Genomic DNA, 19404 nt, shown 5'->3' on the forward strand with positions numbered 1-19404 from the left:
GACGTCAGTTTCCGGCACGCTTGGCCAGCATCGCCATGCGCTGCGCATCGGACAGGATGCCGCGGATCAGCCGCACCTCTTGCTCGGTCATCTCCGCGCGTAGCAACAGCCGCCGCAGCTTGCGCATCGCCGACTCCGGCGCCCGCCCCTTGTGAAAGTCGATTTCGTCCAGGGTCTCGCCCAACTGTCCGAACATGCCTTCCAACTGTGCATGGCTGGCCGGCCCATCGCGCAGGCCGGAGGCGGCCGCCGGCACCGGCTCGGCCCCGCCTGCGGCCAATTGCGCCAGCCGCACTTCATAGGCCAGCACCTGCACCGCCGCGGCCAGATTGAGCGAACTGAACTGCGGATCGGACGGGATATGCACCGCCGCGTGGCAGAGCTGCAATTCGTCGTTGGTCAGGCCGGTGCGCTCGCGGCCGAACACGAACGCCACCTCGGCCGGTTCGCTCGCCTTGGCCAGGGCGCGCTGCGCGCCTTCGTCCGGCAGCAACTCTTCCAGCGCCACCCGGCGCGCCCGCGCGGTGCAGCCGATCACCAGCGTGCAGTCGGCCACCGCCTCGCTCAATGTGTCGAACAACGGCGCATTGCCCAACACGTCCTCGGCGCCGGCCGAGCGCCGGTAGGCGTCTTCATCGAGGGCGCGCTCGGGCGCCACCAATACCAGACGCGAGACACCCATGGTCTTCATCGCACGCGCGGCGGCGCCGATGTTGCCCGGATGCTGGGTACCGACAAGAACAAAACGGATGCGTTGACTGACGGACATGAACGGAGATTGGGGAGCTATTCGGTCGTAGATGGTAAACTGCGCGGCCGGCTTTCGCGCCGGCCGCTCTTTTACCTTCGCCATTTCCGATTCTGCCTTCACGGGAGCTTTAACCATGCAGAAACCCGCCGTCACCGTCATGGTCAAAGCCGCCCGCCTCGCCGGCAATGTGCTGTTGCGCGGTATCAACAAGCTCGACGCACTCAACGTGGTGCAGAAGGGCCGCATGGACTATGCCAGCGAAGTCGATGCCGATGCCGAGAAGGTCATCATCAAGGAACTCAAGCGCGGTTACCCCGAGTACGCCGTGTTCGGCGAAGAAGGCGGCGTGCAGGGCGGCAAAAGTGGCCGCTACACCTGGGTCATCGACCCGCTGGATGGCACCAGCAATTATCTGCGTGGATTTCCGCACTACTGCGTGTCGATCGCACTGGTGGAAAACGGCGAACCCACCGATGCGGTGATCTTCGACCCACTGCGCAACGAACTGTTCACTGCCAGCCGCGGCGCAGGCGCAGTGCTCAACGACCGCCGTATCCGCATTGCCGAGCGCAAGGACCTGGAAGGCGCAATGATCCACACCGGCTTCCCGCCGCGCGAACGCGCACGCATCAGTGCGCAGCTGAAGTGCGTCGATGCGGTGCTGGTGCAGGCCGAAGACGTGCGTCGCACCGGTTCTGCCGCGCTGGATCTGGCTTATGTCGCCTGCGGCCGCGCCGATGCGTACTTCGAAGCCGGCGTCAAAGCCTGGGACATCGCGGCTGGGGTGCTGCTGGTGCGCGAAGCCGGTGGCCGGGTCTGCGACTACAAGGGCGCCACGCCGCCGCGCATGGACAACATGGGGCCGGAAACCCAGCAGATTGTGGCGGGCAACATCAAGATCAGCGATGCGCTGCAGAAAGTCATCGTCAACACCGGCTATGCCCGCGAGTTCGACGCCAAGTTCTGATCGGCGCCCGGGCAATCGCAGGAGCGCATCCGGGCGCGGCCGAGCTTCCACCAGAAAGCTCCTCGCGCCCAGGTGCGCTCCTACATAACAGGCCGCTGCAAACAAAGAAGGCCGGGAGCGATCCCGGCCTTCTGGCAGTACAGCGTCAGCGCAAGACTCAGGCGATCGCAGCGTGATAGCGGCGTTCGACTTCTTCCCAGTTGACTGCGTTGTAGAACGCGCCGATGTATTCCGGGCGACGGTTCTGATACTTCAGGTAGTACGCATGTTCCCACACGTCCAAACCCAGGATCGGGGTATTGCCTTCGAACAGCGGGCTGTCCTGATTGGCGGTGCTTTCCACCACCAGCTTCTTGTCCGGGGTCACGCTCAACCAGGCCCAGCCCGAGCCGAAACGGCTGACGGCGGCCTTCGTGAAGGCTTCCTTGAACTTCTCGAAACCACCGATGTCCTTGTCGATCGCCTTGGCGACTTCGCCCTTGGGCTCGCCGCCACCCTTGGGCGACAACACGGTCCAGAACAGCGAATGGTTGGCGTGGCCGCCACCGTTGTTGCGCACCGGGCCCTGCAGATTTTCCGGCAGGCTCTTCAGCTTGGACACCAACTCGTCGATCGGCAGGTCGGCGTACTCGGTCCCTTCCAGCGCCGCGTTGACGTTGTTGATGTAGGTCTGGTGATGCTTGGTGTGATGGATTTCCATCGTCTGTGCATCGATGTTCGGTTCCAGCGCGTCGTAGGCGTAGGGCAACTGCGGAAGGGTGTAGGCCATGCGTGTCTCCTGGACTTGCCGCCCGGCGAAGACCGGGCGTTGCGGGGTAGATGGTAAGGACGCCGACGGCGCTTACCAAGGGCAGCGGCAGGGAAACTTCATCCCATTCGACCGGGACCGCGCCCTGTTGGCTGCACACCTTGCACCAGCCCCCGGTTACTTGGATGTGAATCGCACAGGCGTCGGGCCGCGTTCAAAGTCGACACAGTCGCGCAGCGGCATACTTGCTCTGCCGCACACTCTTCGCTTCTGGAACGCCGTCATGCGCAAGCCCGCTTTGCTGATCGTCGCCATCGTGCTGCTCGTTGCAGGCTTATGGGGCATGCGGGCGCTGCAGACGCCCAAGCCGCAGTTCGCGCCGCAACTCAGCGCACCGATTGCAGCAGCGCCACAAGCGCGCCAGGTGCCGCACTTGCCCGCCTTTCTGCCGACCGAAGCCATGGCCACCATCGTCCTGATCCAGCGCGGCGGGCCGTTTCCGTATCCGCAAGACGGCGGCGTGTTCGGCAATCGCGAACACCGGCTACCGGAGCGTCCGCGCGGCTACTACCGCGAATACACCGTCGACACACCCGGCAGCGCCGATCGCGGCGCACGCCGCATCGTCACCGGCGGCACCCCGCCGCAGACCTGGTACTACAGCGACGATCATTACCAAAGCTTCAAATCGTTCCAGGGCCCGACACCGGAGCAGGCGCCATGAGCGCGGGCGACTTTGCGCTGGACCTGTCCGACCCGCGGCAATCGGGCGTCTATCAAGCCGACACCGACGATCTGGACACCATGGCAGCATTGGCGCGCGATGCCGGCCTGCGCATCCTGCGTGTGGATCTGGCCAGCTGCAGCGACAAGCGCATGTTGCTGATGCGCCTGGCCACCCAACTGGATTTCCCCGCCAACTTCGGCCGCAACTGGGATGCGCTAAGCGATGCGCTGCGCGATCTGGCGTGGCTGCCCTCCCCGCGCGGCTACGCGTTATTGATCGACGGTGCCGAGGCATTGGCGCAGGCAGCGCCAACCGACCGCGATACCTTGCTGGATATTCTCGACGAAGCCGCCACCAGCTGGGCCACGCGCGGGCTGACCTTCGCGGCGTTTGTGGCGCCGGCCAGTGCCTGCGATTGATTGAGTCGGCGCATGCTTGCTGTTTGAAGTGACAGACGCGTTACCGACATGCGTGATGTCAGCCGCTTGTAGCTGATCGCAACTTAGAGTGGCTAACAGAACTCGCGCGCATTCGTCAGGTAGGCGTGGCGGCGCACTCAGAATTGGAGTGTACGAGTGGCACATGCCGAATCCGAGCACCGCCAGCGCATGCTTCGCAGCTGCGCGGTAGGTTTTTTAGCCACCCTTAAGAATAACTGCGCACGGTGCGGCCTTTGCCCGGGATAGGTTTGCAACACCTCGGCGTGGCGCTTGCTCAGCACCGCCCACGCCAGCCCGAAGATCGCACGCCATGTCGGGTCCACCGCCCTGACCGCCAAATAAGACGCCCCTCGACGCAGTCGCCGCCTCACTGCTCCGCGGAATGGTGCTAGACGCCCGGCACCTAAGTCGCGGGCACATGGAGAAGTCGCGCTGCAGCACGCAGTGCACATCACCGACGCACAGCCATAGAACGCGCCCACCGGTCTGCAAGCATCCGGCACCGCCTACCGGCCACTTGCCGCTCACGCATCCGCTAATGCGCAAAACAATCAGCGCATGACGCTCAAGGCCGGCACGCAACAGCGTGCCGGCAGGGACCGACTATTCCAGCTCGCTCCAGCGCGCGTAGGCCGCATCCAGTTGCGCCTGCGCGTCGCTCAATGCAGCAGTATGTGCGGCCATCGCCGCACTGTCGCGCTGATAGAAACCGGGGTCGTTCATCGCCTCGGTTAGCGCGGCGACCTGCTGCTCCAGGCTTTCGATCAACGCTGGCAATTGCTCCAGCTCGCGCGCCTCCTTGTAGCTGAGCTTGCGCTTGGGCGCCGCATCCACCGGCGCCGCCGCAACCGCCACAGGTGTGGTCGCCGCTGCAGTCGCCGAGGCCTTGGCGACCGCCATCGCGTTGGTCGCCGGCGTACGCCGTTGGCGCAACGAATCGCTGTAGCCACCAACGTAGTCGCCGATCAGGCCGTCGCCTTCCATCACCAACGTCGAGGTGACCACGTTGTCGAGGAAGTCGCGGTCATGACTGACCAGCAGCAAGGTGCCGGTATATTCGCCGAGCAATTCTTCCAGCAACTCCAGCGTTTCCACGTCCAGATCGTTGGTCGGTTCGTCCATCACCAGCAGGTTGGATGGCTGCGCGAACAGGCGTGCCAGCAGCAGGCGATTGCGCTCGCCACCGGACAGCCGTGTGATCGGCGCACGCGCACGCTCGGGCGTGAACAGAAAGTCCTGCAGATACGCATGCACATGCTTGCGCTTGCCGTTGATCTCCAGGAAATCACGGCCTTCGGCGACGTTCTCGATGGCGCTCCAGTCCTCGCGCAGGGTCGAGCGGTACTGATCGAAATACGCGATCTGCAAATTGGTGCCGATGCGGATCTCGCCCTGCTGCGCCTGCAGGTCGCCCAGCAACAACTTCAGCAGGGTGGTCTTGCCGCTGCCGTTGGGGCCGATCAGGCCGATGCGATCGCCACGCTGGATGATGGTCGAAAAGTCCTTGACCATCGTGCGTGCGCCGAATGCGAAACCGACCTCCTTGGCCTCGATCACCTTCTTGCCGGAGGACTCGCCTTGCGAGACCTCCATACGCACGTTTCCGGTCAGGTCGCGACGCTGCACGCGCTCATTGCGCATCGATTCCAGACGCCGCACACGGCCTTCGTCGCGGGTCCGCCGCGCCTTGATGCCCTGGCGGATCCAGACTTCTTCCTGCGCCAGCATCTTGTCGAAGCGTGCATTCTCCTGCGCCTGCGCATTGAGCCGTTCTTCGCGACGCCGCTCGTAATTGGCCCAGTCGCCCGGCCAGCTGGTGACTTGGCCGCGGTCGATTTCCACGATGCGCGTCGCCAACGCACGCAAAAAGCGCCGGTCATGGGTGACGAACAACACGCTGCCGCTCCACCCCTTCAAGAACGACTCCAGCCAATCGATGGCTTCGATGTCCAGGTGGTTGGTCGGCTCGTCCAGCAACAGCACATCCGGCGAGGACACCAGCGAGCGCGCCAGCAACACGCGGCGCTTCATGCCGCCGGACAGCCGCGAAAACTCCGCATCGCCGTCCAGTTCCAGCTTGGTCAGCGTCTCGGTGACGCGCTGATCCAGCGCCCACCCGTCGGCCGCGTCGATCTTGGCCTGCACCTTGCCGAAGGCATCGGCATCGAACACCTCTGCATGGCTGAGCTGGTGGAATTCGGCCAGCCAGTGGCCCAGCTCGCCCAGCCCATCGGCCACCACATCGAACACGCTGCCACCGGTGCCCTGCGGCACCTCCTGCTCCAGCCGCGCGATGCGCACGCCCTGCTGCACACGCACTTCGCCGTCGTCGGGCTTGAGCTCGCCGGCGATCAGTTTCATCAAGGTCGATTTGCCGGCGCCGTTGCGGCCGATCAGGGCGATACGCTCGCCCGGCTCGATCGTGAGGTCGGTTTTTTCCAGCAACAAGGGGCCGCCGACGCTGTAGTCGACGCTTTGCAGAGTGATTAAAGGCATGGCGCAATTGTACGGGAATCGGGAATGGTGAATCTGGAATGGAAAAAGCCTTCGTCTTTGCGATTCCCGATTCCCGCTAAAATGCGCCATGAACGAATTTTCCGCGCTGCCGCTGTCGCCGGCCCTGGCCCCCGGCATCGACGCCCTTGGCTACACCGTCCTTACTCCCATCCAGGCGCAGAGCCTGCCGCCGATCCTGCAGGGGCTGGACGTCATCGCCCAGGCGCCCACCGGTAGCGGCAAGACCGCCGCCTTCGGGCTGGGCCTGTTGCAAAAGCTCGACCCTGCCCTGACCCGCGCACAGGCGCTGGTGCTGTGCCCCACCCGCGAGCTCGCCGACCAGGTCGGCAAGCAACTGCGCAAGCTGGCCACCGGCATTCCCAACATGAAGCTGGTGGTGCTCACCGGCGGCATGCCGCTGGGCCCGCAACTGGCATCGCTGGAAGCACACGACCCGCAAGTGGTGGTCGGCACGCCAGGCCGCATCCAGGAACTGGCCCGCAAGCGGGCGTTGCACCTGGGAGGCGTGCGCACGCTGGTGCTGGACGAGGCCGACCGCATGCTCGACATGGGCTTCGAAGAACCCATCCGCGAGATCGCCAGCCGCTGCGACAAACATCGTCAGAGCCTGCTGTTCTCGGCCACCTTCCCCGACATTATCCGCACGCTGGCGCGCGAGATCCTGAAGGACCCGGTCGAAATCACCGTCGAAGGCGCCGATAACGCACCGGAAATCGACCAGCAATTCTTCGAAGTCGACCCGACCTATCGGCAAAAGGCCGTCGCCGGCCTGCTGCTGCGCTTCAATCCCGAATCCAGCGTGGTGTTCTGCAATACCCGCAAGGAAGTGGATGAAGTGGCCGGCTCGCTGCAGGAATTCGGCTTCTCCGCGCTCGCGCTGCATGGCGATATGGAACAGCGCGACCGCGACGAAGTGCTGGTGCGTTTCGTCAACCGCAGCTGCAACGTGCTGGTGGCCAGCGATGTGGCCGCACGCGGGCTGGATGTGGAAGACCTGTCGGCGGTGGTCAATTACGAGCTCCCCACCGATACCGAAACCTACCGCCACCGCATCGGCCGCACCGCGCGTGCCGGCAAGCACGGGCTGGCGCTAAGCCTGGTGGCGCCGCGCGAAGCGGCGCGTGCGCAGGCACTGGAGGCCGAACAGGGCCAGCCGCTGAAATGGTCGCGCGCGCCGCTGGCCACCGCGCGCCCGGCGCAGCTGCCGCAAGCGGCGATGACCACCCTGCGCATCGACGGCGGCAAGACCGACAAGCTGCGTGCCGGCGACATCCTGGGCGCGCTCACCGGTGAAGCCGGCCTGTCGGGCGCGGCGATCGGCAAGATCGCCATCTATCCCACCCGCTCCTATGTCGCCATCACCCGTGCGCAGGTCGCCAAGGCCCTGGCGCACTTGCACGCAGGCAAGATCAAGGGACGTCGGTTCCGGGTGAGCAAGCTCTAAGCCGCCGTCGCAGCCTGCGCGAGTGCAGGACGCTGGAAGCGGTGCTGGGCGAGTTCAGCGAGTCACGCGACAGCCAAGCCGGCCGGTGCAATGCCGGCCGCGTGCGGGAAGTTGCTGGCGTTGCGCGGACGCGTGCCCTTGCTCGAATCGTTGACTGCCGCGATCCCTGATTCCGAGCGCCTAGCGACACGTCGCGAGCGGTCCTGGGCGGGCAGCGGGCCATGGCCGGACAGCCGCGATACAGACGCCTTCGCCATGCACCCGGAATGCCCATTGCGCCTGCCTGCCGGCAAGTGCACTCCGAATACCCATCATGACTTTCTGCTGGCAAGCGCGCCAAGTCAGCCGATCGACCTCAGTAAGACAAAGTCGCCAGCAGCGGCACATCGTTGGCCCATTTCTCGCGACCTTGCAGTGCCTTCAGCTCGACCAGCACCGCTGCGCCAACAATTTCCAGCTCCAGTTGTGCCGCCAGCCCCAGCGCAGCACGCAGCGTGCCGCCGGTGGCCAGCACGTCGTCGACAATCAACACGCGCGCGCCGCGCGGCAACGCGTCTTCATGCATCTCGATGCGATCGGTACCGTATTCCAGGGCGTATTCCTGGATCAGGGTGCGCCCCGGCAGCTTGCCCGGCTTGCGCACCGGTACGAACCCGGTGCGCAGTTCGCGCGCCAAGGCTGCGCCCAAGATAAAGCCGCGTGCCTCGATACCCAACACTGCGTCCAGCGGCGTAGTGCGCCAGGGCTGCGCCATCTCGTCCAATGCAGAAGCGAAATCCGGGCCGTCGGACAACAGCGGGGTGATGTCCTTGAAGACGATACCCGGCTTGGGGAAATCGCCGACGTCGCGAATCCGTTCCGACCAGTGGTTGGGGCCGGAGGAGTTGGTGCCGGCGCAGCGGGTGCAGTCTGTCATGGTGGGATGGCGTCGCTGCCAGTGGGGACAGTCCTATTCTAGGCTGCGCAGCCCTTGACGCAGCATTTACGACATCCATGTGCCTGAGCGCGTCAGGAACTGCACGACAGCATCGAACACCCGGCGCGATCGCGCGCCCATTCCGGCCGGCGAGCTGCGAACGCGGCATTGTCAGGCTGGTCGTCGTACGGCCGGCGCATGACCTCCAACAATTCCTGGACGCCCGATGGATCGCCCTGCTCTGCCTTGTCGATCGCCTGCTGCGCGAGGTAATTGCGCAGTACGTAACGCGGGTTGGCCAAGCGCATCCGCTCGCGCCGTTGCTCCGGCAACACGCTGTCCTGCTGCAGCCGGGTCGCGTAGCGCCGCAACCAGTCAAGCAACTGCGGCGCCGTGGCCGTGCGCTTGTCGTGGTCGTAGAACGCATCGCGCAACAGTTGTGGATCCGGATGCTCGGGCGTGAAGTCGATCAATGCGCGGAAGGTCAGCGTCATGTCCATTTCAGCCTCGCGCATCAGCGCACGCAGCGCATCGATCAGTTGCAGGTCCTCGTCGCGGCACTCGGCCAGCCCCAGTTTGGCGGCGGTATCGTTGCGGTCACACGCCAGATAGGTGTCGCGAAAGCGGTCCAGCCCCTGCTGCAAGGGTGCAGCATCGGCGAACAGCGGCGCCAGCGCCTGTGCCAGGCGTCCCAAGTTCCAGTACGCCACCTGTGGCTGCGTGCCGAAGCGATAGCGACGCCCCTGTGCATCGGTGGTGTTCGGAGTCCAGTCCGGGTCGTAATCGTCAACCCAGCCATATGGGCCATAGTCGATGGTCAGGCCCAAGATCGACATGTTGTCGGTATTCATCACCCCATGCACAAAGCCTACCCGCATCCACTGCGCCACCATCACCGCGGTGCGTTCGCAGACCTGCGCGAACCAGGCCGCGTAGATCGCCTCGCCCGTGCCTTCCAATTCGGGGAAATCACGCGCAATGGTGAAATCCACCGATTGCCTTAACAGCGCGGTATCGCCGCGCACGCTCGGCAGTTCGAAATTGCCGAACCGGATGAACGACGGCGCCACCCGGCACACGATTGCGCCCGGCTCGCGTTGCGGGCGGCCGTCGTAGAACATGTCGCGCACCACTGCATCGCCGGTGGTCACCAGGCTCAGCGCACGCGTGGTCGGCACGCCCAGGTGATGCATCGCTTCGCTGCACAGGAATTCGCGAATCGAGGAACGCAACACGGCCCGGCCATCGGCGCCGCGCGAGTACGGTGTTGGGCCAGCGCCCTTGAGCTGCAACTCGTAGCGGCCACCGTCCACACCGATCGCTTCGCCCAGCGAAATTGCCCGGCCGTCTCCCAGCTGGCCGGCCCAATGGCCGAACTGGTGGCCGCCATAGTTGACCGCCCATGGCTGCATGCCCGGATACAGCGCATTGCCGCCAAAGACCTGGGCAAAGCGCGCACTGGCCAGCTCGGCCGCATCGAGGCCGAGCAGCTGCGCCATCTCCGGCGAATGCGCGATCAGGTGCGGTGCGGCGACCGGAGTCGGCAACACCGACGACCAGGCCGCGGCGACTTCGCGACGGCGTGGCCCCTGTTCCGGGTCGGCGGGCAACTGTTGGCGCAGGCGATTATCAAAGTGCAGGTCTGTCATGCGCCAAGCCTAGGCCACCGCCGGTGAACTTGGCATAGGCAGGGCCGCATCCGGGCGCGCGGGCGGACCGTATCTTCACTTCGCATACCGACACCAAGCGAGCTCCTCCTGCACATGCCGGCGACAATAGATCACCGCTAATACGCAGCGCGATCGACTCGCTGGCCGCTTCGACGCGGTTAGCGGACACCAGTACCGAATGACGCGAAGCGATCCCGTACGCGCCGCGTGTTATCAGCCGCCCCCCCTTCTACGACCGACATCGCCCATGCCTCTTCGCGCCTCCCGCTGGATCCGTCCCGCCATCCTGCTGCTTGGCTCCCTCATGTTGACGGCCTGCAGCAGCGTGTTCTTCGGCGGCATCAATGCCGTCTCCAGCCGAGAGGGCGTCGTCGAACATCCCGGCCAGATTTTCGATTCGGAACACGGCCTGGCCCTGGATGTCTACCAGCCACGCGGCGCGGTCGATGCGCCGGTAGTGGTGTTCTTCTATGGCGGCACCTGGAAACGCGGTAAGCGCGCCAACTATCGTTGGATGGGTGAGGCCCTGGCCCGTCAAGGTGTCGTCGCAATGGTGGCCGACTACCGCAAGTACCCGCAGGTGGGGCTGCAAGGCTTCATGGCCGATGCCGCCAACGCGACCGCCTGGAGCTATCGGCACGCGCATGCGTATGGTGGCGACCCCAAGCGGCTGGCAGTGATGGGGCACTCGGCGGGCGCCCACATCGCCGGGCTGCTGGCGACCGATCGCCGCTGGCTGCAGGCGCAAGGCATCCAGCCGCAGCAGCTCTGCGGTTTTGTCGGCTTGGCCGGCCCTTATGATTTTCTTCCGATGACCGACCCCGAACTCGTCGAGATCTTCGGCACCTCGCACGATGATCAGGTCAGGTCGCAGCCGGTCCTCCACGTCGACGGCAACGAACCGCCGATGCTGTTGCTGCATGGCGATGCCGACCGCATCGTCGAGCCACAGAACAGCGTCGCGTTGGCTTCGGCCATGCGCAGCAAGGGAAAAAGCGTGCAGGTCAAACTGTATCCAGGCGTCGGACACATGCGCCTGGCGCTCGCCTTCCGCAAGCCGCCGGCCGACTCGCCTGAACTGCGCGACACCTTGCAATTCCTTCGCCAGTGCAAGGCGCCCTGAGCGCGGGGTTGGCGGACCCATGTACGGCCCGGCCGCCACATCAGCAAGCACCGCTGCTCGATCAACGACGTGGCTGTCAACGCCACGCCGTTGCCAGCCTCAGCATCAGTCCTTGTTGTTGCGTCCCATCAGTTCGTAGGGACCACCCTTCTTCAGCGCTGCCTGATACGCGGGGCGCGCCTCGATCCGCTCCAGGAACGCGCGCAGGCGCGGGTAGCTCTCCAACCCGCCCCCGCGTGCCGCAGCAGCCTGGGCCGGGAAACTCATCTGGATATCGGCAGCGGTAAACCGCTCGCCGGCAAACCAGGCGTTGGCCTGCAGCGACTGCTCCATCCAGTCCAGATGCAATTTCAACTGCGGGCCGACAAAACCCGCCATTGCCTTGTCCACGATGGCGCGCGCAATGGGCTTGGCGAAGAACGGCATCGGTGCGCTACGGATGCGACCGAAGATCAGCGTCATCAGCAACGGCGGCATCGCCGAGCCTTCGGCGTAGTGCATCCAGTAGCGGAACTGCTGACGCTCGGAGGAGTCGATCGGCCGTGCAGGCGGCGACAGTGCGCATTCGGTGTCGTAGCGCTCGGTCAGATACTCGAGGATGGCCCCCGACTCGGCAATGGTCAGGTCGCCATCGACGATGACCGGCGACTTGCCAAGCGGATGGATCGCGCGCAACTCTGCCGGCGCCAACATGGTCTTGGGATCGCGCTCATGACGCACGATCTGATAAGGCAGCGCCAACTCTTCGAGCAGCCACAGCACGCGCTGCGAGCGGGAGTTGTTGAGGTGGTGAACAGTGATCATGGCAAGCGGCCGCACACGGAAAGCCCCATCCTAACCATTCGCACGTCATTGCCATGCGCAAGCAGAGCCTCAACTAGCCAATTGCCAGCCGGTCGCGTGAAGACTGACTACCAGGGATGGGGTGCATGCGGCGGGCTCACTGCCTGGATGCAAGCTGGGGCCTGATGCGCGTTCGATCATGCGCATTTAGATGACGCACAAACGGGAGTTCGGCAGCCAGCAACGATCACGCACGGCCTGGACGATGCGAAGACTACCCATACCCGAGGACACGCGACCCATGGCAACAAAGGCGACCCACAGACAATAAAAAACGCCGGGCGCTTGCGCGACCGACGTTTTTGGCAACCCTAGGGTTGCAGACGGATTAGACCGCCTGCACCTGGTCAGCCTGCATGCCCTTCTGGCCCTGCACGGCGACGAAGGTGACCTTCTGGCCTTCCTGCAGCGACTTGAAGCCGGTGCCCTGGATGGCACGGAAGTGCACGAACAGGTCCGGGCCGCTTTCCGGGGTGATGAAGCCGAAGCCCTTGGCATCGTTGAACCACTTCACGGTACCGACTTGACGTTCTGACATTTTACTAACTCCTGAACTATTGATTGATAAATCGCAGCGTCCGAAAAGCCGGAGCTGAGACTGAGTTGCAGGCGTTGGTAAAGCGGAACGATGAAGCGAGATCTGTAACGATCCGGCTGCACCAGGCCACGATTCACGGTGACCCTTGCAAACACAGTGCGTGCACAGTACTCGTGTTTTCGGCAAAAAGCGACACCTTGCGTCAAATCTTTTGCAGTCAGGCCAAACCTGACTGTCTGTCAGGCCCGTCCCCATCCACAATCACCCGATGAATACGCCTCAAGCCCATACACCTGCGCAGATCTGGGTCGATGCAGACGCCTGCCCCGCAGTAATCCGCGACATCCTGTTCAGCGCCGCCGCGCGCACCGGCGTCGCGGTGACACTGGTCGCCAACCATTATCTCAGTAGGCCTAGCCTGCCTCATGTCCGCGCCTTGCAGGTCCCCGGCGGCCCGGACGCGGCCGACGATGCGATTGCCGACCGGGTGGCTGCTGGCGACCTGGTGGTGACCCAGGACATCCCGCTGGCTGCGCGCGCGCCGGAAGCAGGTGCCACGGCGGTCGGGTTGCGCGGCGAAGCGTTCACCCGCAACACCATCAAAGAGCGCCTGTCGGTGCGCGGTTTCATGGAAGAGTTGCGCGGCGCCGGCATCGCGACCGGTGGGCCGCCGGCATTGCATGCACGCGATCGCCAGGCCTTCGCCGCCCAGCTGGACCGGTGGCTGGCAGCGCAACCGCGCACCCCGACGTAACGCGTCGCAGCTGGAGCGTGCGCGTATCATGAGCGCCCTTTGCAATCGGCATCCTGATGGCCCTCACCGCCACCGTCCGCAGGGCGGAACTCCAGATCAGCGACATGGACCGCGGCTATTACGCCAACCATTCGCTCACCCTGGCCCAACATCCTTCCGAAACCGACGAGCGCCTGATGGTGCGGCTACTCGCGTTTGCCTTGTTCGCGGACGACCGCCTGGAATTCGGCCGCGGCCTCAGCAACGACGACGAACCCGACCTGTGGCGGCGCGACTACACCGGCGACCCGGATCTGTGGATCGACCTTGGCCAGCCCGACGAGAGCCGCGTGCGCAAGGCCTGTAACCGCTCGCGCGAAGCGGTGGTCATCGGTTACGGCGGCCAGGCCACCGAAACCTGGTGGAAAAAACACGCCAACGCCATGGGCCGGCACCGCAACCTGCGTGTGATCGAACTCGAATCGCAGGCTACCGAAGCCCTGGGCGCGCTGATCCAGCGCGGCATGCGCTTTGACGTGATCATCCAGGACGGCGAAGTGCAGATGCTGGCCGACCAGGGCAACGTCACCCTCACACCGATGGTGCGACAAGCGCCGGCCGAATGAACATGCGTTGCGACGTACTGGTCATCGGCGCCGGTGCAGCCGGCCTGATGAGCGCCTTCACCGCCGGCCGACGTGGCCGTCAGGTGCTGGTGCTGGACCACGCCAACAAGGTCGGCAAGAAGATCCTGATGTCCGGCGGTGGGCGCTGCAATTTCACCAATACCGGCACCACACCGGGCAACTTCATTTCCGCGAACCGCCATTTCTGCAAATCTGCGCTAGCGCGCTACAGCCCGGGTGATTTCGTGGAGCTGGTCGAGCGCCATGGCATCGCATATCACGAAAAAGAGCTGGGCCAACTGTTCTGCGACATCTCGTCCAAGCAGATCGTGCGGCTATTGCTGGACGAGTGCGAGGCCGCCGGGGTGCAGATCCATACCCAATGCGAGGTGCGATCGGTCCGCCGCAACAGCGACGGCTTCACGCTCGACACCAGCCTGGGGCGCGTGCAGGCGCAGTCGCTGATTGTCGCCACCGGCGGGCTGTCGATTCCCAGCATGGGCGCCAGCGGCTTCGGTTACACCCTGGCCCAACAATTCGGCCATGCGCTGCTGCCGACGCGCGCCGGACTGGTGCCGCTCACCCTGAGCGGCAAGCATCAGGAACGCCTGCAGGAGTTGTCCGGCCTCGCCCTGCCGGTGGAGGCGCACTGCAACGGCGCCAGCTTCCGCAATTTCATGTTGCTCACCCACCGCGGAGTCAGCGGGCCAGCGATCCTGCAGATCTCCTCGTATTGGCAACCTGGCGAAGATTTGCGGCTCGACCTGTTGCCGGGACACGACGCGGGCACATGGCTGCGCGAGCAGAAGCAGCAGCGTGGCGCCACCGAGCTGCGCAACGTGCTGGGCGATGTGATGCCCCGACGCTTTGCGCAGCGCCTATGCGAGGTGTGGTTGCCGGACAAGCCGGTGCGTCAGCTGGATCCACCGCAGCTACAGAGCGCGGCCGACCTGCTTTCCGCCTTCCCGCTGATCGCCAGCGGAACCGAGGGCTACCGCACCGCTGAAGTAACGCTGGGCGGTGTCGATACCGATCAGGTCTCCAGTGCAACCATGGAGTCCAAGCTGGTGGCCGGCCTGTACTTCATCGGCGAAGTGTTGGACGTTACCGGCTGGCTGGGGGGCTACAATTTTCAATGGGCTTGGGCATCGGGGCATGCCGCCGGCAGCGTGGCCTGACCGCGCATCCCGGCTGGAAGCGTGGCCCAAGTCTCACAGCTGCTGCGGCCCTGTCCACAGACATGGACGCCACCGATGACCTTCGTGTATTAAAGCCCGTCGCCAGGGAGTTGCGCATGCAAAGAGGTAAAGATCTCACCCTCCGCTTGATGATCGTCGACGACAGTGTCGAAGGCGCGGAGGCGATCGTGACAGCGCTGCGCAACGGCGGCATTGCGGTGCGGCCGTCGCGTCCGCAAACGCCGGAAGAGCTCGCCAGCATGCTGGGCGGCCAGATCGATCTGGCCCTGCATGGGCAGGCGCAGCAGATCCCGATGAGTGCGCTGCAGCAGCAGATCGCCGGTAGCGGCAAGGACATCCCGATCATCCTGTTGGCCCAACGCATCGAGGAAAATGCGGTGGTCGATGCCGCTGCGCACGGCATCCGCGCGATCGCGCTGCGCCAGCGCCCCGAGCACTTGCTGGCCCTGGTGCGCTCGGAATGGGCGGACTTGCAGGCGCGGCGCGGCCTGCGTCGTATCGAAGCGCAAATGCGCGAAACCGAGCGCCGTTGCGATGCACTGATCGCCTCCTCGCGCGACCCCATCGCCTACGTCCACGAAGGCATGCATATCCGCGCCAATGAGGCGTACCTGGAAATGTTCGGCTTCGAGTCGTTCGACGATGTCGAAGGTGTGTCGCTGCTGGACATGATTGCCGCGCAGTACGTCGACGACTTCAAGCAGTTGCTCAAGGCCCTGGCCAAGGGCGAGCCACCGCCGGCGCAGTACAAGGTCGATGCGCGCCGACTGGAAGGCGACACCTTCCCGGCAACGATGGAATTTGCGACCGCCACTTACGAAGGCGAGCCCTGCATCCAGGTAGTGTTCCGACGCCGCGAGGAATTCGACCCGGAACTGGCGCGCGAAGTCGAAGACCTGCGCCAGCGCGATCAGGTCACCGGCCTGCTCAACCGTCCCACCTTCATGGTGGCACTGGAACAGGCAGTGGCGCGCGCTGGCCGCAGCGAGGGCCAATCCGGCTTTCTGCTGATCGAGCCGGACCACTATGCGCGTCTCCTTCCCGAGATCGGACTGGACTCGGCAGACACCTTGATCGCGGCGATGGCTGCGCATGTCGCCGGCATCGTGGATGAGAGCGTGGTCTCCGCCCGTTTCGGCGAGCACAGCTTCGCGCTGTTGATGGACGGCAACTACGCACGCACGCACGCGCTGGCCGAAACGGTGCGCGATGCGTTCGCACAGCATGTTTTCAGCGTCGGTTCGCGCTCGGCGACGGTCACGGTGAGTATCGGCGGCGTGCAGATCGGCGAAAAGATCGCCAGCATCGGCCAGGTGCTCAATCGCGGCACCGAAGCGGTGCGCACCACTGCCGAACTCGGCGGCAATGCGGTGAGCATTTACGACCCGGCCGCATCCGACCGGGCCGAAGAAGAGCGCATCGAGCGCTGGGTCGAGCAGTTGCGCGAAGCGCTAGTTGGTGATGGCTTCCTGCTGCATTACCAGCCGGTACTCAATCTGCAGGGCGAGCCTCTGGAGCTATATCAGGCGTTCCTGCGCCTGGATCGCAACGGCGAGATGATGTCGCCGAACGCCTTCATGGCCATCGCCGAAGAGCACGACCTGATCACAGAGATCGACCGCTGGGTGGTGGCGCGCGCCATCCGTCAGCTCGGCGAGCGGCAGCGTGCGGGGCACAAGACGCATCTGCTGGTGCGAATCGGCCCGAACTCGTTCTCCGACCCGCAGATGATCGACACCATCCGCGAGCAGTTGGCGGTGTACGGGGTGCCGGGCGAGCGCTTGTGGCTGCAGACGCCGGAATCGAAGGTGTTTACGCACCTGCGGAACGCGCAGCAGTTTCTGGCGGCCGTGTCGGCGATGGGCTGCAAGGTCGGGCTGGAACAGTTCGGCTCGGGCCTGGATTCGTTCCAGCTGCTGGCGCATTTCCAGCCGGCCTTCCTCAAGCTGGATCGCGGCATCACCGGCGAAATCGCCTCGGCCCGCGAGAGCCAGGAAAAGATCCGCGAAATCACCTCGCGCGCGCAGCCGGCCGGCATTTTGACCGTGGCCGAATTCGTGGCCGATGCCCAGTCGATGAGCAGCTTCTTCAGCGCTGGAGTGGATTATGTGCAGGGCGATTTTGTCGCACCGACCGGCCCGCTGATGAACTACGAATTCGGCTAACCTGGTCATAAGGCTCAGCCGAAGATACGGACGCGCAGCACAACAAAAAACCCGCATTGCGCGGGTTTTTTGTTTGGCATCCAGCATGGCGGGCCGATGAGTTACATCGCAGTGCCATGGCCTGCGCGCAATGTTGCAATGCGCTCGGCCAGCGGGGGGTGACTCAGGAACAGGCGACGCAAGCCGTCGCCCACCCCGCCGGAGATGCCGAATGCCTGCACCTGCGATGGCAAGGTGCTCTGGCCGTGGTTGAGCGACAGCCGTTCCAGCGCGGCGATCATCTTGGTGTGCCCGGCGAGCTGTGCGCCACCGGCGTCGGCGCGAAATTCGCGACGACGCGAGAACCACATCGCGATCATGGTCGCGAACATGCCAAGCACCATCTCCAGCGCGAACACGATGATGTAATACGCAAAACCACGGCCGCCCTCGCGGTTACCCGACAAGGTGCTGTCGATGATGCCGCCCACCACCCGCGCCAACACGATCACGAAGGTATTCAACACGCCTTGCAGCAGCGCCATGGTCACCATGTCGCCATTGGCCACGTGGGCGATCTCGTGGCCCAGCACCGCTTCGGCTTCGTCCTGGCTCATGTTCTGCAGCAGGCCGGTGGAGACCGCGACCAAGGCATTGTTACGATTGGCGCCGGTGGCGAAGGCATTGATTTCCGGGCCCTCATACACCGCCACTTCCGGCATGCCGATGCCGGCGGCCTGCGCCTGACGCCGCACCGTCTCCAGCAACCACCGCTCGGTGGGTGTGCGCGGCTCGGTGATGACCTGCGCACCAGTGCTGCGCTTGGCCATGAACTTGGACAGCAGCAACGAGATGAGCGCGCCGCCGAAACCGAAGATGGCACCCATCACCAGCAGGCCGCTCATCTGCGCAGAATTGACGCCCAGGACCGACATCACAATGCTGGCGAGGAACAACACCGCCAGATTGGTCAGCAGGAACAGAAAAATGCGGTTGAACATGACGCGCTTGCTCCACGGATGCGAGGTGAACTGTTGCGGAGTTGCGGCCGTCTCAGCTTGAAATCAAGCAAGCACCTGACCGACGATTCAGCTGTATGCCACAGCCCTCCTACCGCGGCCGCTTCGCGCCCTCCCCGACTGGCCCCTTGCACTTCGGCTCCCTGCTGGCGGCATTCGGCAGCTGGTTGCTCGCCCGTCATGCCGGCGGGCAATGGTGCGTCCGTATCGAGGACATCGACCCACCGCGCGCCGAGCCAGGCGCATCCGAGCGCCAGCTGCGCAGCCTGGCCGCGTTCGGGCTGACGTCGGACCTGCCGGTGATCCGGCAATCGGAGCGCGACGCGCACTACAGCGACGCCATCTCCGCATTGCTGGCGAGCGGGCTGGCGTTCGAGTGCAGCTGCAGCCGCGCCGATCTGGCCCAGATGGGTGGCATCCACCACGCCTGCGTGGCGGCGCTGGGCGAGCGGCGAGCGGTGCGCCTGCGGGTGCCGCCCCAGGCGCAGGTCGACTTCGACGATGGGCTACAAGGCCATGTGCAGCAGGACGTGTACGCCGACGTCGGCGATGTGGTCCTGCGCCGCGCCGATGGCTACTGGGCGTACCAGTTGGCAGTGGTGGTGGACGACGCCGCGCAGAGCATCACCGATGTCGTGCGTGGCGCCGACCTGCTCGACTCCACCCCGCGTCAGCTTCTGCTGCAGCGCGCCCTGGACTTGCCGCAGCCGCGCTATCTGCATCTGCCGCTGATCCTGGATGCCGATGGCCGCAAGCTGTCCAAATCGCACAGTGCGCCCGCACTGGACGACGCCGACCCGTTGCCCGCGCTACATGCCGCCTGGCAGGCCCTAGGCCAGCCAGCATCCGCCCTCCCGCGGCATGCAGGCATCGATGCGTTGCTGCACCGTGCCGTACAGCATTTTTCGCCCGAGCTGCTGCCGCGCACCGCCACCCTGGGCAGCGATGGATGCGCAGCGCAGCCCGCGCGTGACTAGAATTGCGACCCAGCACCGGCAT

General features: G+C 64.8%; 18 protein-coding genes and 1 other RNA gene. 10 read left to right on the forward strand and 9 right to left on the reverse strand.

Annotation, left to right across the window (positions count from 1 at the left end):
* Positions 1–4: 4 nt before the first annotated feature.
* A complete protein-coding gene (locus tag BJD12_RS02955; protein ID WP_039422598.1) occupies positions 5–769 on the reverse strand; it encodes an RNA methyltransferase in 765 nt (254 codons plus the stop codon).
* Positions 770–884: 115 nt separating this feature from the next.
* On the opposite strand from BJD12_RS02955, the gene BJD12_RS02960 reads away from it, so the two are divergent.
* The gene (locus tag BJD12_RS02960; protein ID WP_005994417.1) at positions 885–1718 is read left to right on the forward strand and encodes an inositol monophosphatase family protein; all 834 of its coding nucleotides are present in this window, start codon (positions 885–887) and stop codon (positions 1716–1718) included.
* A 157-nt stretch (positions 1719–1875) separates the two neighbouring features.
* Here BJD12_RS02960 and BJD12_RS02965 read toward each other — a convergent pair whose 3' ends face one another.
* Positions 1876–2487: a superoxide dismutase gene (locus tag BJD12_RS02965; protein WP_005994415.1), complete on the reverse strand. Its 612-nt coding sequence runs from the start codon at positions 2485–2487 to the stop codon at positions 1876–1878.
* Positions 2488–2749: 262 nt separating this feature from the next.
* Between BJD12_RS02965 and BJD12_RS02970 the strand changes: the two genes are divergently transcribed.
* Positions 2750–3190: a guanyl-specific ribonuclease gene (locus tag BJD12_RS02970; protein ID WP_005994413.1), complete on the forward strand. Its 441-nt coding sequence runs from the start codon at positions 2750–2752 to the stop codon at positions 3188–3190.
* Positions 3187–3612, forward strand: coding sequence for a barstar family protein (locus BJD12_RS02975; RefSeq protein ID WP_005994411.1), 426 nt, complete (start codon positions 3187–3189; stop codon positions 3610–3612). Before BJD12_RS02970 ends, BJD12_RS02975 begins: the two co-directional genes overlap by 4 nt.
* Positions 3613–3702: 90 nt before the next feature.
* Here the strand turns inward: BJD12_RS02975 and BJD12_RS02980 are convergent.
* Positions 3703–3777, reverse strand: a non-coding RNA gene (locus BJD12_RS02980) — sX9 sRNA.
* Between the two features lie 459 nt (positions 3778–4236).
* Positions 4237–6129 carry an ATP-binding cassette domain-containing protein gene (locus tag BJD12_RS02985; RefSeq protein ID WP_005994409.1) on the reverse strand — a complete coding sequence of 631 codons (1893 nt, stop codon included), beginning with the start codon at positions 6127–6129 and terminating at the stop codon, positions 4237–4239.
* A gap of 88 nt (positions 6130–6217) precedes the next feature.
* Between BJD12_RS02985 and dbpA the strand changes: the two genes are divergently transcribed.
* Entirely contained in the window at positions 6218–7594 is a 1377-nt protein-coding gene (dbpA, locus tag BJD12_RS02990) for an ATP-dependent RNA helicase DbpA (RefSeq protein WP_005994407.1), read from the forward strand.
* Between the two features lie 355 nt (positions 7595–7949).
* Here the strand turns inward: dbpA and BJD12_RS03000 are convergent, their stop codons facing one another.
* A complete protein-coding gene (locus tag BJD12_RS03000) occupies positions 7950–8510 on the reverse strand; it encodes an adenine phosphoribosyltransferase (protein ID WP_005994405.1) in 561 nt (186 codons plus the stop codon).
* 92 nt (positions 8511–8602) lie between these two features.
* Positions 8603–10159, reverse strand: coding sequence for a protein adenylyltransferase SelO (locus BJD12_RS03005; protein ID WP_005994403.1), 1557 nt, complete (start codon positions 10157–10159; stop codon positions 8603–8605).
* A 268-nt stretch (positions 10160–10427) separates the two neighbouring features.
* Between BJD12_RS03005 and BJD12_RS03010 the strand changes: the two genes are divergently transcribed.
* Positions 10428–11303, forward strand: coding sequence for an alpha/beta hydrolase (locus BJD12_RS03010; protein ID WP_005994401.1), 876 nt, complete (start codon positions 10428–10430; stop codon positions 11301–11303).
* Positions 11304–11408: 105 nt separating this feature from the next.
* On the opposite strand, the gene BJD12_RS03015 is transcribed toward BJD12_RS03010, so the two are convergent.
* Together BJD12_RS03015 and BJD12_RS03020 are read right to left on the reverse strand one after the other, a co-directional pair.
* Positions 11409–12107 (reverse strand): glutathione S-transferase family protein, encoded by a 699-nt coding sequence (locus tag BJD12_RS03015; protein WP_005994399.1) that lies wholly within the window; start codon positions 12105–12107, stop codon positions 11409–11411.
* A 367-nt stretch (positions 12108–12474) separates the two neighbouring features.
* A complete protein-coding gene (locus BJD12_RS03020) occupies positions 12475–12684 on the reverse strand; it encodes a cold-shock protein (RefSeq protein WP_005994397.1) in 210 nt (69 codons plus the stop codon).
* A gap of 268 nt (positions 12685–12952) precedes the next feature.
* Here BJD12_RS03020 and BJD12_RS03025 point away from each other — a divergent pair, with 268 nt between their 5' ends.
* The 4 genes from BJD12_RS03025 to BJD12_RS03040 all read left to right on the forward strand — a co-directional run bounded on the left by BJD12_RS03025 (position 12953) and on the right by BJD12_RS03040 (position 17407).
* The gene (locus BJD12_RS03025) at positions 12953–13438 is read left to right on the forward strand and encodes a YaiI/YqxD family protein (protein ID WP_005994395.1); all 486 of its coding nucleotides are present in this window, start codon (positions 12953–12955) and stop codon (positions 13436–13438) included.
* A gap of 56 nt (positions 13439–13494) precedes the next feature.
* A complete protein-coding gene (locus tag BJD12_RS03030; protein WP_005994394.1) occupies positions 13495–14043 on the forward strand; it encodes a YaeQ family protein in 549 nt (182 codons plus the stop codon).
* A complete protein-coding gene (locus BJD12_RS03035) occupies positions 14040–15221 on the forward strand; it encodes a BaiN/RdsA family NAD(P)/FAD-dependent oxidoreductase (RefSeq protein ID WP_005994391.1) in 1182 nt (393 codons plus the stop codon). The genes BJD12_RS03030 and BJD12_RS03035 overlap by 4 nt, the downstream gene beginning before the upstream one ends.
* 116 nt (positions 15222–15337) lie before the next feature.
* The gene (locus BJD12_RS03040) at positions 15338–17407 is read left to right on the forward strand and encodes an EAL domain-containing response regulator (protein WP_039422622.1); all 2070 of its coding nucleotides are present in this window, start codon (positions 15338–15340) and stop codon (positions 17405–17407) included.
* Positions 17408–17508: 101 nt separating this feature from the next.
* On the opposite strand, the gene htpX is transcribed toward BJD12_RS03040, so the two are convergent.
* The gene (gene htpX, locus BJD12_RS03045; protein ID WP_005994387.1) at positions 17509–18387 is read right to left on the reverse strand and encodes a protease HtpX; all 879 of its coding nucleotides are present in this window, start codon (positions 18385–18387) and stop codon (positions 17509–17511) included.
* A 95-nt stretch (positions 18388–18482) separates the two neighbouring features.
* On the opposite strand from htpX, the gene gluQRS reads away from it, so the two are divergent.
* Positions 18483–19382 (forward strand): tRNA glutamyl-Q(34) synthetase GluQRS, encoded by a 900-nt coding sequence (gene gluQRS / locus BJD12_RS03050; RefSeq protein WP_005994385.1) that lies wholly within the window; start codon positions 18483–18485, stop codon positions 19380–19382.
* The last annotated feature ends 22 nt before the right edge of the window (positions 19383–19404 follow it).

Source organism: Xanthomonas vesicatoria ATCC 35937 (assembly GCF_001908725.1).
Taxonomy (GTDB): Bacteria; Pseudomonadota; Gammaproteobacteria; order Xanthomonadales; family Xanthomonadaceae; genus Xanthomonas; species Xanthomonas vesicatoria.